The organism is Kitasatospora sp. NPDC101447, assembly GCF_044767225.1.
Lineage (GTDB): Bacteria > Actinomycetota > Actinomycetes > Streptomycetales > Streptomycetaceae > Kitasatospora.
Genome location: NZ_JBIWNL010000027.1, coordinates 45,287 through 59,916 on the forward strand (window position 1 = coordinate 45,287; position 14,630 = coordinate 59,916).

Sequence of the window (14,630 nt, forward strand, 5' to 3'; positions counted from 1 at the left end):
GCGCGAGAAGTTCCCTCTAACGTGGCGGCGGCTCTGAGGCACACTGGTCCCACGACCTGCAGAGAGGACGTCATGGCGCTTCGATCGAACCCGACTTTCCGCCAGCGGCGGCTGGGTGCCGAGCTGCGCAGGATGCGTGAACAGGCGGGCCTCGGCGGCAGTGAGCTCGCCCGCGCGCTCGGAATCAACCCAGCTCATGTGACACAGATGGAGAGCGGCAAGACCGGCATCAGTGTCGAACGACTGCGTACGATCGCCGCGCTGTGCATGTGTGTCAACGAGCCACTGATCGATGCGTTGGCGGACATCATCTCGGGTCGTGACAAGGGAGGTTGGTGGGAGGACTACCGTGGCCGCCTCGCGCAGCACTTCCTGGAGATGGCCGAGATCGAGGGTCGCGCCCATGGGCTTTCGACCTACACCATGGCCTTCATTCCTGGATTGCTCCAGACCACTGCTTACGCTTCTGCGGTTTTCGCCCGAGGTTTCCCGCTTCTTCCCCACCACGAGGTCGACCTGAGGACCGCCTTTCGCATCCAGCGGCAGCAGGTGGTCCGATCCGGCGAGACTCCGTACTCGGCATACATCCACGAAGCGGCGTTGCGCATGCAGTTCAGTGGGCCAAAGGTCCAAGCCGAGCAGCTCGGTAGCCTCATCGAGGATTCCGAGCGGTCGACCATCTCGGTCCGAGTCGTGCTGTTCGACGTGGATACGCTTCCGGTCAACTACGAGAACTTCACCTACGCTGAAGGTCCGGTTCCTGAGCTCGACACAGCGCAGATGGATTCAGGCCTTGGCAGCGTCCTCTATGACGCACCGGCGCACACCGCCCAGTTTCGCTCCCTGCTCGACCGGATCGATTCGGCGGCCCTCTCGGAAGAGGAGTCCCGGGAGTTCATTCAATCCATCAAGAAGGATATGGAAAGCAAAGATGTCTAACTCTTCCTGGCAGAAGTCCAGTTACTCGGCTGCGAACTCCGAATGCGTTGAGGTCCGTACCTCCGACGGGGTGATCGAGCTTCGCGAGTCCGACGACGGTGACGTCATCGTCCGCACCTCGCCCGCCAAGTTCGCCGCCTTCCTCCAAGGCGCGAAGGCGGGCGAGTTCGACCACTTCGTCGCCGACGCCTGAGCACGTCGCCCCGTCGAGCCGGTGCTCGACGGGGCGAATTCCTCAGGTCACCCGGACCGGGCGGACCTCGACGAGGTCGCCCGGGGCGCCGGGCATGCGGCGGGCCCAGGCCACGGCCTCCGCCTCATCGGCAACGTCGATCACCCACAGCCCGCCCAGGTGCTCGTGCCCCTCCCGGTACGGCCCGTCCGAGACCGGTGCCCCGGCGGCGCCCCCCGGCACCACCAGCCGGGCGCTGCAGCTGCGGTGCAGCCCACCCCCGTACCGCACGCCGACACCGGCCTCGGCGAGCTCCCGGCCGAATCTCGCGTGGGCGGCGTCGAGTGCCGCCTCCTCCGCCTCGCTCAGCCCGTTCCAGACCCGCTCGTCGCCGTGAATGAGCAGGGTGTATTCCATGATCCTCAGTTCTCCGTTCCCACCGGCCGGTTGGTCCGCGGTGGCCCGTCGCAGCGACGGACCTCCACCCGGCCCGATTCGCTGACCGGCAGTTTCGCCGCCCAGCCGAGCGCCTCCTGTTCGGAGGGCACGTCGATCACCCAGAGGCCGCCGACCTCCAGCACGCCGTCCCCGGCCCGGGCCTCGCCCTCGGCGGCGGCCGGCCGGGCCAGCCGCGCGCCGTAGACGATCCGCACGCCGGCCTCGGCCAGCTCCCGTCCGAAGGCGCGGTTGGCGGTGAACCGCGCCTCGCGCTCCTCGGGCGTCATCCGGTCCCAGTCCGTCTCCTGGCCGAAGACCAGCAGTGCGTACTCCATGTCCCCTCCCCGGAACAGCGAACGGCGAACGGCGAGCTCTACATCTGCCGGCTGGCGAGCCGGGCGAACAGCCCGTCCCGGTCGGCCAGCAGTTCCTCGTACCGGCCCTGCTGGACCACCCGGCCCTGGTCCATGACGATGATCCGGTCGGCCTCGGCGACCGTCGACAGCCGGTGCGCGATGACCACCCGTGTGGCGTTGAGCCGCCGCGTGGATTCGGTGACCAGCCGCTGGGTCGGGTTGTCGAGCGCGCTCGTGGCCTCGTCGAAGAAGACGATGCGGGGCCGGGAGACCAGCGCGCGGGCGATCATGAGGCGTTGCCGCTGGCCGCCGCTGAGGGTGCTGGTGCCTTCCGAGAGCACGGTGTTCATGCCCATCGGAAGCGCCGCGATGTCCTTGTCGATGCCGGCCATCTCGGCGGCCGCCCAGGCGTCGTCCAGGGTGTGGTTGGTGGAGCCGACGATGTTGGCCTTGATGTCGCCGGCCAGCAGCGCGCCGTGCTGCAGCACGACCCCGCACTGCCGCCGGACCGCGGAGACCTCCAGCTCGCCGAGGTCCTGGCCGTCGTAGAGGACGGTGCCGGCCTCCGGCCGTTCGAAGCCGAGCAGCAGCCGCAGCACGGTGGACTTGCCGCTGCCGGACGGGCCGACGACGGCGACGAACTCGCCGGGTTCGATGGTCAGCGTGACGTCCTGGAGGGCGGGCGGGCCGTCCTGGCCGTAGCGGAAGGTGACGTGGCTGAGGCCGAGCCGCCCGGAGAGGTCGCCCGGGTCGGCCTTGGTGTCGTCGACCTCGGGCTTTTCCTCCAGGATCGGCCGCAGTCGCTCCAGCATCGGTACGACGCCCATCGCGGTGACCGCGGCGGAGGTGAACTGCAGGCTGGAGGCGATCAGCAGGTTGAAGGCGGTGAAGAAGGCGAGGAAGACCGGGATCGGCACGCTGCCGTCCAGCGGGCCGGCGATCACGCCGAAGACGATGACCGAACAGACCAGCGGGAAGCCCGCGTTGAAGGTGGTGACGGCGTTCTGCACCCGGCGGGAGGAGGCGGCGAGTCCGCGCCCCTTGCCGAACTCGGCGGCCCACACCCCGAACACCCGGTCCTCGGCCGCGGTGACGCGCAACTTGGGGACGGCGGTGAGCAGTTGGAAGACCCGGGCGGACATGGTCTGCTCGTGCGCGTACAGCCGGCGCTGCCAGCGGACCTCCAGCCGGCCGGCGACGAGGGCGAAGCCGCCGCCGATCAGCACGAGGACGGTGGCCAGGGCGGCCAGCCGCAGGTCGTAGAAGAAGACCAGCACCAGGTTGGCGAGCCCGGTGAGCAGCCCGAGGGTCGCCGTGGTCATCATCCCGGAGAGGGTCTCCTGGGCGGCGCTGACGCCGAGCACGGTGGTGCCGAGTTCGCCGGTGGAGTAGTTGGCGAAGAACGGCGCGGGCAGCGACAGCAGCCTGGTCCAGACGCCGACCTGCATGGCGGCGGTGGAGCGGCTCTCGATCCGCAGTACGGCGATGTTCTGCACGATGGACAGTGCGGCCACCGCCATCGCGGAGCCGATCACCACCAGCGCGCCCTCGGTGATCAGGTTGCGCTGGGCGTGCGCGACGAAGGTGCCGAGCACCTCGCCGGTCATGATCGGGACGAGCAGGCCGATCAGTGCGACCAGGGCGGCCATGCCGGTGAACATCCACAGGTCGCGCCGGTTGTTGCGCAGGCCGAACTTGAGCAGTCCGCCGACGGTCCGGACGGCCGCCGGCAGCGGCCGGTACAGCACGGTGGCCTTGTTCTGCAGTTCGGCGGCGAGCTTCGGGGTCAGCGGGGTGACCTTGCCGCCCTCGGCGAGGACGTAGCCGCCGCCGGAGCCGTCGCCGAGCGGCAGCAGCGCGACCGGGGCGCCGGCCTTGCGGTAGCCGATCATCGCGCCGAGGTCGTGGCGCCACCACCGGCCGTCGAGCCGGACGGAGCGGGTGCGCACGCCGGAGGCGAGCGCGATGGCCTGCAGCCGGTCCAGCCGGCGGTCGTGGCCGTTGCCGGTGACCGGGGCGGTGACGGTGTAGCCCTCGTGCGCGGCGACCAGCCGGGCGGCGGCCAGGGTGGGTTCGTCGCCGGTGGCGTCGCCGATCCGCAGCCGGGAGGAGGTGTCGCGCAGGACGGTCTCGAAGCCGCGCGCGGAGTCGGCGAGGGTGCCGGCGTCGCGTTCGCGGCGGGCGGTGATCAGTTCGGTCTCGGCGTCGCGGCGGGTCTCGATCCGGCGGTCGACGGCGTCCAGGAGCCGGCCGCAGTGCGCGGTGAGGCGTTCCCAGAGCCCGCCCTCGTCGAGGAGTTCGCGCGGGGAGCGGGCCCGGACGGTGGCCGGGCCGGTGGCGACCAGCCAGTCCTTCTCGGTGAGGCAGAGCTCGGTGCCCCCGGCGAGTTCGCCGGCCGCGCCGCCGGGCGCCTCGACGGTGCCCTCCTCGACCCGCACCCACTGCAGGCCGTCGACCGAGCGCAGGGCCTGGCCGCGCTTGAGGGCGGTGGGCCCGGCGGGGTCGAGCGGGGTGAACTCGCGCGGCGGCAGAGTGTCGCGCAGGGCGCCGGCCAGGGCGGTGAGGCCGCGGGCGAGCCCGGCCAGGAACTGATCGGCAGCCTGCTGCTGTTCGCCCTCGGGCAGGGCCCGGACGGCAGCGCCGGCGGCGGTGCCGCAGTCCCGGCCGCGGGCGGAGAGGCCCTCGACCCAGGAGGTGGCGAGGTAGGAGACCTCGGCGCCGAGCACCGGGCGGGCGACGATGCCGCGCCGCGCTCCGGCGGCCGCGCCGGGCACCAGGGTGCCCGCCTCCATCCGGCACAGGAAGTGCCAACGGCCCTGCGGCGCACCGGATTCGAGGCTCACGGCGAACAGGTCGACGGCGCCGGAGCGGACCAGCAGCATCCGCCCGGGGTCGTCCAGGACGAGGTAGCGGTCGGCGAGCGGCTCGACCGGTTCGGCGGCGTCGGTGAAGAACGGCGAGAAGACTTCCACAGCGAGTGTCACAGTTCGTCCTCCTCCTCGCGGCGCGCGGACTCGATGAGCGCGGTGTAGTGCCCGCCCAGCGCCAACAGCTCGTCGTGGGTGCCCCGTTCGACGATCTCGCCCTGGTTCAGCACGATGATCTCGTCGGCGTCGCGGACGGTGGAGAGCCGGTGCGCGATGATCAGGCAGGCGCAGCCGCGGCGGCGCAGGTTGTCCATGATCACCCGCTCGGTCTCCGGGTCGAGCGCGCTGGTCGCCTCGTCCAGGACCAGCAGGGTGGGTTCGGTGGCCAGCGCGCGGGCCAGCTCCAGGCGTTGGCGCTGGCCGCCGCTGAAGTTGCGCCCGCCCTCCAGGACCGGGCTGTGGATGCCGCCGGGCCTGGTCATCACGGTGTCGAAGACCGCGGCGTCGTGCAGTGCGGCGGTGACGGCCTCGTCGGGGACGTCGTCGTTCCACAGCGTGAGGTTGTCCCGGACGGTGCCCTCGAACAGCGAGATGTCCTGGTCGACGTAGGCCAGCGAGGAGGCCAGCACGGTGCGGGACAGCTCCTCGCGCGGCCGCCCGTCCAGCAGGATCCGGCCCGACCACGGGGTGTAGAGGCCGGTCAGCAGCCGGCCGAGGGTGGACTTACCGCTGCCGGAGCCGCCGACCACGGCGATCCGCCGGCCGGGGACGACGGTCAGGCTGAGGTCCTTGATGATCGGGTCGGAGAGCGGGCTGTAGCCGAAGCGGACGTTCTCGAACTCCAGGTTGCCGTCCAGCTTGGGCCCGGCCTGCGGCTCCGGCTTGGCGAACGCCGCCGCCACCGGGTAGCGCTCGACGTCGTACAGCCGCTTGATGTCGGCGGTGACGTCCTGCAGCCGGCCGCCCAGGTTGGTGAGCTGGGTGACCGGGCGGCTGAGCGCGGCGAGCAGGGTCTGGAAGGAGACCAGGATGCCGACGCTCATCGCGCCGTCGACCACCCGCTGCCCGCCGACCAGCAGGATCAGCCCACTGTTGAGCGCGGCCAGCATCGGCGGCACGACGGTGAGCACGGCGCTGGGGATGCCCAGCTTCTGCTTGGCGGTGACGACCTTGGCCAGGAAGCCGGCCCAGCGGCTGAAGGCGTCCGGCTCGGCGCCGGTGGCCTTGACCGTCTCGATCAGCGAGAGGGTGGTGAAGGTGGTCGCGGTCAGGTTGCCGCGGTCGGTGCGCAGGGCGGCGACGGCGTCGGTGCGGGAGCGGGCGACGGCCTGCAGCACGACGATGTTGAGCAGCGCCATGCCGAGGCCGACGACGCCGAGCAGGATGTCGTAGCGGATCAGGATGGCCGCGTAGAACAGCACCAGGCCGAGGTTGATGACGGTCAGCGCGAGGTCGCGGGAGAGGATCTCGGCGACCACGTCGTTGCCGGAGACGCGTTTGGCGACCTCGGCCGGGCGGCGCTGCAGGAAGAAGTCGACCGGCAGCCGCAGCAGGTGCCGGAAGAACCGGGCGGAGCTGACCAGCCCCATCCGGATCTCGATCCGCAGCAGGTAGTGCCGTTGGACGGAGGTCAGCACGAAGACGACGACGGCGGTGGCGGTCATGGCGGCCAGCAGCGGGAGGAGGTAGCCGCTCCCGCTGCCGGCCAGGACCCGGTCGATGAACACCCGGGTGTACGCGGGGATGGCGATGCCGGGCAGCACCAGCAGCAGGCTGGCGAGCAGCACCAGCGGCATGGCGCGTCCGGTGGGCAGCCGGCGTTCCAGCAGCGCGCGGGTGATGCCGCCCCGGTCGCCGCCGGGTTCGAAGTCGGGGCCCTTCTCGAAGGAGAGCACGATCCCGGTGAAGCCGGAGTCGAACTCGTCCCACTCCATCAGCCGGGGGCCGCTGGCGGGGTCGTTCACGGCGACGACGGTGCGCCCGTACCGGGTGCGGACGCCCTCGACCACCATGAAGTGCTGGAACGCCCAGAAGATGATCACCGGGCCGTCGAGGTCGCGGAGCTTCTCGGCCTCGGTCTGGTAGCCGCGGGCCTTGAGCCCGTACGCGCGGGCCGCGTTGAGCAGGGTGGAGGCGCGGGCGCCGTCGCGGGAGACGCCGCAGACGCCGCGCAGGTCCTCCAGCGGCACCCAGCGGCCGTGGTAGGCGAGGATCATGGCGAGGCTGGCGGCGCCGCACTCCACCGACTCCATCTGCAGGACGGTCGGGACGGCGTGCCGCCAGCGCCGCGGCGCGGCCGCCCGGGTGGGGCGGCCGCGGCGGTTCCTCTTCCCCGGCTTCTTCCCCGGTGCGGGGTCGGAAGCGGTGCTCCGGGTGGTCTCCGGGATCGTGGTTGTCATCGGAGCTCCCCTCAGCGGCCGAGGATCAGGTTGAACGGGGTCTGCTTGCCCACGTTGATCGTGGCGGTGACGGCGACCTGGGTGCCCAGCGGGTTCGGCGGGCCGCTCTGCGAGGTCCAGGAGTAGCCGCTCGGGGTGTCCGGGTCGGGCGTCAGCTCGACCACCACCAGGCGGGGCGCGTCCTTGCCCAGGTAGCGCTGGGCGGCGAGGTCCCCGCCGACCAGGCCGGAGACCGCCTCCTTGGTGAGCGCGTACGGGCTGACCGAGCTGACGGTGCCGCGCAGCAGGCCGAAGGCGCCGGCCGGGGTGGTGGAGACGTTGAGGTCCACCTGGTCGCCGGGCTCCAGCCCGATGGTGTGGGTCGAGGGCACGAAGACCATCGCGACCATGCCCTCCTGCGGGTCCTCGACGCGTTCGACCGAGACCACCGGGGAGCCGGGCGCGACGACCTGCCCGTCGGTGACCGACAGGCCGACCACCCGCCCGCCGAACGGGCTGGTGATCTCCCGGCTGTGGCCCTCGGCGTCCTCGACCCGGGCCACCGACTGGCCCTGCCTGACCTGGTCGGAGGGCTTGGCCAGGACGGTGCGGACCATCCCGCCGAACGGGCTCTGGATCATCGCGGTGCCGTGCGGGCGGGTCAGCAGGCCCGGGGCGTCGACGGTGATCGGGATGTTCCCGGCGAAGGTCCACAGCAGCGCCGCCGCCATGGTGATCATCACGACGAACAGGGCGATCCAGCCGCGCGGTGCGGCGAGCAGGGTGGGCGAGTCCAGCTCGTCCGGCTCGCGCATCCGCTGCAGCGCCTTGAAACGGAACTTCATCGTCTGGCTTCTCTCCGTGGGACGCCGACGTCCTGGCGCAGCGTCGGGGGCCGGCTGCCGATCACGAGCTCACCGACGGTGCCCTCGGTGAAGTAGTCGATGCCGCTGGCCGCGGCGAAGTCGGCGGCGTCGCCGCCGCCGAGGCCGCAGACCGCGAGGTCCATCGCGGTGCCGACCAGGTAGAGGGTCTGGTAGAGCGCGCCGACGTGCTTGAGGATCAGCGGGTAGGCGACCGTCTCGTACTTCCACATCACCCGGCCGAAGCGCGCGGTGACCAGCAGCACCACCTGCGGGTCGGCCTTCATCAGGCTCGACTCGCGGGCGCCGGCGACCAGTTGGGCGGTCGCCGGGCTGGGCTCGCTGACCAGTTCCAGCTCGTGCCGGTCGGTCGCGTAGTGCCACAGGCCGGGCTTGAGGCCGGCGCAGGAGGTGACCAGCGGGTACACCTCCAGCTCGTGCACCGCGCCGCCGCTCGGGTACGGCCGGTCGGCCAGTTCCTGGCCGTCGCCGCCGGTGAAGGTCTGGCGCCGGCGGGCACTGCGGTAGAGCAGCTCGCCGAGCTGCTCCAGGGTGATCGGCGCCTGCTCGTCGTGGTCGCGCACCGAGCGGCGCTGCTCCAGCACCTCGGTGAACGGCCGGTCGGCGCGGGCGAGTTCGTCCAGGTCCGGGACGGCCAGGGCGACCTTCTCGCCCGGGAACGGCGCGGGCGAGGCGGGCTCGGGGGCGAACCGGTCGCCGAACCGGTAGGTGCCGCCGTACCCGGCGACGGTGGTGGGCCGACGGGTGCGGGAGTGGAAGGCGAGGTCGGCGGCCTGCCACTGGGCGAAGCGCTGCTCCTCGGCCTCCGGCTCGGCGCCGGGGGAGCCGTACGCCAGCAGGCCGGCCGCGGCGAACAGCCGCAGGGTCTGCCGGACGGCGTCCAGCGGCAGGCCGCCGGGCAGCTGGGCGAGGGCGGCGGGGCTGGTCCAGCCCGCCAGTGCGGCGAGCAGTCCGGCGGCCCGGGCGGTCAGCTGGACGGCCAGCGGGCTGCCCGGGGCGCGGACCAGCAGGGCGCCGTCCTCGACCGCGGCGGAGGCGAAGCGGGACAGCTTCACCTGCCCGGTCGGGTCCGGTGTCGGCCCCGGCTCGGCGGCGCCCCGGCCGACCGGCCGCAGCCGGGCCAGCGGTTCGTCCGAGGCCCCGGTCGCCAGGTGGACGGAGTGCTCCAGCAGCCCGGCGGTGCCGAGCCGGCGGCGGGTCAGCTGCCAGCGCAGCAGCCCGGCGTCGCCGTCCCGGGCCGCGACCAGGGCGGCCAGTTCCTCCTCGGTCTGCTCCCCGGCGGCCAGCGCGGTCACCGCGTCCAGCGCGCCGGGGGCGAGGTCGTTCAGGTTCAGCGCGCCGACGGGCGCGGTCAGCCGGACGGCGCGCGGGCCGAGCGGCGCGAGCGCGCCGTCCGGGCGCAGCCGCAGCCGGCGGACCGTACGGGCGGTCGCGGGCAGGTGGATCCCGTCGGGACCGGCGGTCGGACCGGCGGTCGCATCGGTGGTCAGAGCGGTGGTCATCGTGTCAGCACCCGGCCGTTCTAGAAGAAGACGTTCTTCGGGTTGAGCTGCTCCTCGGTGTGCGGCGCGGCGAGCCGGCCCTGGCGCACCGGGACGTCGTACAGCCGGCCGGGGGCGAGGCGGCGCCAGAAGTGGCGCATGCCGGGAGCGATCACCTTGACCACGCTGAGGTCGAGGTCGGGGCGGCTCTGGTCGAGCACGATCACCTCGACGCCGGCCCCGGCGGCGCGCTCGACGCAGTCCCGGACGTGCCCGGCGAGGTCGTCACCGACGAGCGGGGCGAAGTCGGCGAGGGTGCTGGCGGCGCGCTCGCGGTCCGGCAGCAGCCAGGGCTCGCCCGCGACGGTCGCGGTCCGGCACCACTCCAGGGTCTCCAGGTCGTCGGTGCGGTAGAGGGTGTTGCCCTCGTCGTCCCGGCGGTCGACGAACGGGAGGAACTGGTTGACCTCGGTGAGCGCGCGGATCGCGGCGATCCGCGGGTCCGGGTGGGCGCCGAAGCCGACCATGATGTCCTCGACCGCGTGCTTGCGCCGGGAGACGGCGGCGAACACCGGCACGCCGAGGTCGGAGGTGATGTCCAGGACCCACAGCTCGCGGTCCACCGAGGCGTAGAAGGCGCGCATGGTGTCCACGTACGGGTCGTTCAGCGAGTCGAGGTCGAACTCGGGCTGGGCGAGCCGGTTGTACCACCACAGGGCGACGGCGTCGCGCTCGACGACCTCGCAGAAGCCCTGCAGGATCGCCTCCTCCAGGGTGTTGCCGCTGGCGCAGCCGTTGGAGTCGCCGACGCAGTAGAAGTGCTGCTGGAGGTCGGGGTGGCCGTACCAGGCGTAGCCGGAGGGCACGAGCCGCTCGGTGTCGTGGGTGAGCGACCAGGCGCGCGTCCAGTCCAGTTCGACGTCGGTCGGGAACGGGTCGGGCACCAGGTGCAGCCGGTGGTTGGGGTCGGCGTTCCACGCGGCGCGGCCCTCGAACTGGGCCTCGGAGAACTGCAGCAGGGCGTCCATGTGGACGGCGACGGCCGGGTCGAGGTCGCGGTAGGCGGCGCGCACCACCGGCTCCTCGCCGCGCCAGACCGCCGAGTAGCGCTCGATGGCCTCGCAGATCGCGCTGACCTTCGCCTGGATCTCGGAGCGGCCCTTGCCGCCGCTCTGGCCGCGCATGTTGCGCCGCAGCAGGTCCATGTTGTCGTTGACCATGGCGAAGTTGTGGCCGGCGGTGAAGCTGTAGGTGATGCCGTTGCCGGTGTCCTCGTGCGCGCCGAGCCGGGTGATCGCGCCCAGGTGCGGGCTGATGTGGTGCTTCAGCCGGTCGTAGGTGAACTGCGGGGCCTGCACCCGGTAGCCGCCGTCGGTGGTGTGCCGGGCGGGGCTGGGCTGCAGGACGACCTTGGGGCTGCGCTCGGTGAGCAGCGCCGGGTCGCCGCAGCTCGGGCACTGCGGCTGGCGGACGAGGGCGTGCTCGGTGGTCTGCAGGGTGTTGAGGTCGAGGCTGACCATCGTGCCGGCCAGCGCGGAGCAGCAGGCGTCGGCCAGGGTGCGGGCGGTCTCGGCGGCCAGCAGCTGGGCGGCCATCGCCGGGCCGGCCGGGATCGCGGCGCGCAGCGGGTGGAGCGGCACGGTCTCGCCGCGCTTGCCGGCCAGGTAGCGCTCGACCTGGCGGTTGCCGCTGATCCGCTGCGCGAGGCAGGTCCAGCAGCCGGTCTCGCCGGGGCGCAGCAGCGGGCCGAGCCACGGGGCGGTGCCGGTGGGCTTGGCGAGCAGCCAGGGGCGGCCGTCGGCGAGGCGGGCGGTGTTCAGGCGCTCCAGGGCGCGGTCCAGGTAGTCGTCGGTCAGCGCGATGACCATGGTGTCGGGGCCGCCGGTGACGGCCTCGTCCTCGGTCACCGGGCGGGCCCGCAGGCCGGTCGCGGTCAGCGCGTCCACCAGGGGCGCGGCCTCGGCGGCGCCGAGGGCCAGCACCAGCAGTTCGGTGGCCTGCGCGGTCTCCAGCGCGACGGCCGGGTCGACGCCCTGGGCGTCCCAGTACGCGAGCACGTGGTCCGGCAGGTCGGGCCGGCCCTCGGCGAGGTGTCCGGCCGCCTCGTAGCGGCGCAGCGCGGTGAGCGCCTGGCCGAGGGGCACCGTGCCGCCCAGTTCCTGGAGGATCTCGGCGACGGTGCGCCGTCCGTCCAGGTAGGGCAGGAGGCGCACCGCGGCGGCCCCCGGGACGAGGTAGTCCTGCCCCTCTCCGAGCAGGAAGACCTTTTCGCCCACCGTCTCGGTGAGGAAATGGGCCTTGAGCCGCGGACGCTCCATAAGTCATCCCCCTGTGTTCACAAGTGCGTTGCCGATATTGAACACGCCGTCAAAACCGCTGTACATACTGCATATTCGGCCGGGCGCCGGACTTACGCATCGCGGGCGATTGCGTATTCCTGCGCGCCGGTACGTAGTGCCGTACGTATTCGGCCCGCGCGTTGACAGCCGGGTGGGGGTGGCGATACTGGTGAGTCGCGTGAGGGTGCCGACGGGGGGTTGCGTTGCCGACTGGAGTTTTGCCGCACCGTGAACAGGAGTTGGCCGAGCTGGCCCGGGCGGTGGCCGGGGCGGGTGCGGGCCGGCCCGCGGTGGTGCTGGTCAGAGGGCCGCGGGGGATCGGGAAGAGTGCGCTGCTGCGCGCCGCGCTGGCCCGGATACCGGGTGAGGCGGTGGTGCTGCGGGCGCGGTGTCATGACAACGAGCGGGACTTTCCGTACGGGGTGGTGCGCCAGCTCTTCGATCCCATCATGCGCATGTCAAACAGTGCGCCGCAAGGAGTGGAATTCCCCGGCGGCGAATTCCTCGCCACCGCGCTCCCGGAGAGTTCGGAAAGCCCCGGGAACGGACGCGAACGGGTACTCAACAGTCTTTTCCACGCCGCTCGTTCACTGACCTCCCGGACCCCCGTCGTCATGGCCGTGGACGATCTCCACCTGGCCGACGAGGAGTCCCGGCAGTGGTTCTCCTATCTCGCCCGCCGGCTCGACGGCCTGCCGGTCGCGCTGCTCGCCACCACCGCCGACGAGGCCGCCGACCCGCTGGCCGCCGAACTCGGCGCACTCGGCCACGCCCGCACCGTCACCCCCGGCCCGCTCTGCGACAGCTGCGTCGCCGAGCGGGTGGCCGAGGAGTTCGACGCCCCGGTCGACCCGGAACTGGCCGCCGTCTGCCACAACCTCTCCCGCGGCAACCCGCTGGTGCTGGAGGAGCTGACCGCCCGGCTGGTCGCCGCCCGGGTCTCGCCCGGCTCGCCCGACCTCGACACCGTCCGCCGGATCGGCGCCGGCACGCTCGCCGACACCACGCTCAGCTGGCTGCGCCAGAGCCACCCCCGGGCCGCCGACCTGCTCACCGGCCTCGCCGTCCTCGGCGCCGACGCCGACCTCGCCACCGCCGCCCTGCTGGCCGGCCAGGGCGAGCTGCTCGCCGACGAGGCCCGCGAGGCGCTGCGCCGCACCGACCTGATCGAGCCCGGCCCGCCGGAGACCTTCCGGCACGAGCTGGTCCGCACCGCCGTGCTGGCCCGCACCGACCCGCGGGTCCTGGTCGCCCTGCACGAGCGGGCCGCCGCCCTGCTGGTCCGGCTCGGCGCCCCGGCCGGCCGCACCGCCGAACACCTGATGTCCTCCGGCACCACCGGCCTCGACTGGGCCCTCCCGGTGCTGCGGACCGCCGCCCGGGACGCCGCCGCCGACGGCCACTGGGACGACGCCGCCCGCTACCTGCAGCGCGCGCTCGCCGACACCACCGACCCGGACACCGTCCGCTCGCTCACCGCGCAGCTCGGCGCCGTCGAACTCCACCGGGACGTCGCCGCCGCCGCCCGCTGCGCCGCCGGCCTGGCCGACGTCGCCGACCCGGTCGAACGCGCCCGGCTGCTGCGGCCGTTCACCGGCCCGGTGCTGGCGCTCAGCTCCTCCGGTGCCGCGACCGTCCCCTTCACCGAGGCCGCCCACGCCCTCGCCGCCACCGCCGAACCGGCCGCCGACCTCCTGCTGCCGCTCGCCGCCCAGGCGCTGCTGACCGGCCGCCGCACCGCCCTGCGACCGGCCGTCGCCGCCCTGCGCGCCGAACCCGCCGAGGCGTCCGCCCCCGCCCTGCTGGGCGCCCAGGCCGCAGTGGCCGCCGCCGGGGGCCTGCCCCGTACGGCGGTCCGGCTGGCCGCCCGCAGCGTGCGCGCGGTCTCGCCCGCCGAGGCCGGTGTCGAGGTGCTCGGCGCGGCGATGGCCTACGCCTGGACCGGACGGCTGGACGAGGCCGCCGCCTGGGCCGGCCGGGCCGTCCGCTCCGCCCAGCGCTGGAACCACCGCGGCGAACTGGCCCTCGCGCTGCTGGCCCGCTCCGACATCGCCCACCGCCAGGGCCGGCTGGACGCCGCCCTGACCGACGCCGAACACGCCGCGGAGCTGGCCGGCCGGGTCCGGGCGGACGAACTCGCGGGCGCCGCCCGGGCGATGGCGATCCGGACCAGGCTGCGCCGGGGCCTGCCGGTGGACGGCGCGGAACTCGCCGCGGTCGACCTCCCGGCCGAGGCCCACCCGCTGCTGCGCGCGGTGGTGCTGGAGGCCCGCGGCCTGCTCGCCGCCCACCGCGGTGACCACCAGCAGGCGCTGCGGCTGTTCCTGGAGTGCGGGCACCAACTGGCCGCCCGCGGGATCGCCAACCCGGCCTGCGTGCCGTGGCGTTCGCACGCCGCCCAGGCCTACCAGGCGCTCGGCGAACCGGCCGCGGCCCGGACCATCGCCGCCGATCCCCTCCCCGGCGGCGACGCCCGACCCCGCCCCGCGGAGGACCGCGGCCCCGCCATCGGCACCCGCGACGCCGGGCCGGTCCGGCTCACCCCGAGCGAGCGGCGGGTCACCGAACTGGTGCTGCAGGGGCTGAGCAACCTGGAGGTCGCCGAGCGCCTCTGCCTCAGCAAGCGCACGGTGGACACCCACCTGGGCCGGATCTACCGCAAGCTGGCCATCAAGGGGCGGCCCGAACTGGCCTCGGCCGTCAAGGCGCTGTGACGGCAAGGGGCCGTGACTCCGAGGTGCTGTGACGGCAAGGAGCCGTGACTCCGAGGCGCCGT

10 protein-coding genes are annotated in these 14,630 nt (G+C 73.3%); 3 read left to right on the top strand and 7 right to left on the bottom strand.

Going from position 1 to position 14,630, the window contains the following annotated elements:
- Positions 1 to 72: 72 nt before the first annotated feature.
- On the top strand, positions 73 to 939 hold the full coding sequence (locus ACIRST_RS30000) for a helix-turn-helix domain-containing protein (RefSeq protein WP_402805877.1): 867 nt from the start codon (positions 73 to 75) through the stop codon (positions 937 to 939).
- Entirely contained in the window at positions 932 to 1,132 is a 201-nt protein-coding gene (locus ACIRST_RS30005; protein WP_402805879.1) for a DUF397 domain-containing protein, read from the top strand. The genes ACIRST_RS30000 and ACIRST_RS30005 overlap by 8 nt, the downstream gene beginning before the upstream one ends.
- Positions 1,133 to 1,174: 42 nt before the next feature.
- Here ACIRST_RS30005 and ACIRST_RS30010 read toward each other — a convergent pair whose 3' ends face one another.
- From ACIRST_RS30010 to ACIRST_RS30040, 7 genes are read right to left on the bottom strand one after another with little or no spacing between them, the layout of a single operon-like run.
- The gene (locus ACIRST_RS30010) at positions 1,175 to 1,528 is read right to left on the bottom strand and encodes a YciI family protein (RefSeq protein ID WP_402805882.1); all 354 of its coding nucleotides are present in this window, start codon (positions 1,526 to 1,528) and stop codon (positions 1,175 to 1,177) included.
- Positions 1,529 to 1,533: 5 nt separating this feature from the next.
- The gene (locus ACIRST_RS30015) at positions 1,534 to 1,884 is read right to left on the bottom strand and encodes a YciI family protein (RefSeq protein WP_350525422.1); all 351 of its coding nucleotides are present in this window, start codon (positions 1,882 to 1,884) and stop codon (positions 1,534 to 1,536) included.
- Between the two features lie 38 nt (positions 1,885 to 1,922).
- Positions 1,923 to 4,889 (bottom strand): NHLP bacteriocin export ABC transporter permease/ATPase subunit, encoded by a 2,967-nt coding sequence (locus tag ACIRST_RS30020; protein ID WP_402805885.1) that lies wholly within the window; start codon positions 4,887 to 4,889, stop codon positions 1,923 to 1,925.
- Positions 4,886 to 7,171, bottom strand: coding sequence for an NHLP family bacteriocin export ABC transporter peptidase/permease/ATPase subunit (locus ACIRST_RS30025; RefSeq protein ID WP_402805888.1), 2,286 nt, complete (start codon positions 7,169 to 7,171; stop codon positions 4,886 to 4,888). Before ACIRST_RS30025 ends, ACIRST_RS30020 begins: the two co-directional genes overlap by 4 nt.
- Positions 7,172 to 7,182: 11 nt before the next feature.
- The gene (locus ACIRST_RS30030) at positions 7,183 to 7,995 is read right to left on the bottom strand and encodes an HlyD family efflux transporter periplasmic adaptor subunit (RefSeq protein WP_350525419.1); all 813 of its coding nucleotides are present in this window, start codon (positions 7,993 to 7,995) and stop codon (positions 7,183 to 7,185) included.
- Entirely contained in the window at positions 7,992 to 9,536 is a 1,545-nt protein-coding gene (locus ACIRST_RS30035; RefSeq protein ID WP_402805892.1) for a SagB family peptide dehydrogenase, read from the bottom strand. Before ACIRST_RS30035 ends, ACIRST_RS30030 begins: the two co-directional genes overlap by 4 nt.
- 20 nt (positions 9,537 to 9,556) lie before the next feature.
- Positions 9,557 to 11,833 carry a TOMM precursor leader peptide-binding protein gene (locus ACIRST_RS30040; RefSeq protein WP_402805895.1) on the bottom strand — a complete coding sequence of 759 codons (2,277 nt, stop codon included), beginning with the start codon at positions 11,831 to 11,833 and terminating at the stop codon, positions 9,557 to 9,559.
- A 239-nt stretch (positions 11,834 to 12,072) separates the two neighbouring features.
- Here ACIRST_RS30040 and ACIRST_RS30045 point away from each other — a divergent pair, with 239 nt between their 5' ends.
- Positions 12,073 to 14,568, top strand: coding sequence for an AAA family ATPase (locus ACIRST_RS30045; RefSeq protein WP_402805897.1), 2,496 nt, complete (start codon positions 12,073 to 12,075; stop codon positions 14,566 to 14,568).
- The last annotated feature ends 62 nt before the right edge of the window (positions 14,569 to 14,630 follow it).

Excerpts from the sequence above, each read along its gene's own strand:
- ACIRST_RS30000 (WP_402805877.1), top strand. The coding sequence starts at position 73 with ATGGCGCTTCGATCGAACCCGACTTTCCGCCAGCGGCGGCTGGGTGCC.
- ACIRST_RS30015 (WP_350525422.1), bottom strand. The coding sequence starts at position 1,884 with ATGGAGTACGCACTGCTGGTCTTCGGCCAGGAGACGGACTGGGACCGG.
- ACIRST_RS30040 (WP_402805895.1), bottom strand. The coding sequence starts at position 11,833 with ATGGAGCGTCCGCGGCTCAAGGCCCATTTCCTCACCGAGACGGTGGGC.
- ACIRST_RS30030 (WP_350525419.1), bottom strand. The coding sequence starts at position 7,995 with ATGAAGTTCCGTTTCAAGGCGCTGCAGCGGATGCGCGAGCCGGACGAG.
- ACIRST_RS30025 (WP_402805888.1), bottom strand. The coding sequence starts at position 7,171 with ATGACAACCACGATCCCGGAGACCACCCGGAGCACCGCTTCCGACCCC.
- ACIRST_RS30005 (WP_402805879.1), top strand. The coding sequence starts at position 932 with ATGTCTAACTCTTCCTGGCAGAAGTCCAGTTACTCGGCTGCGAACTCC.
- ACIRST_RS30010 (WP_402805882.1), bottom strand. The coding sequence starts at position 1,528 with ATGGAATACACCCTGCTCATTCACGGCGACGAGCGGGTCTGGAACGGG.
- ACIRST_RS30035 (WP_402805892.1), bottom strand. The coding sequence starts at position 9,536 with ATGACCACCGCTCTGACCACCGATGCGACCGCCGGTCCGACCGCCGGT.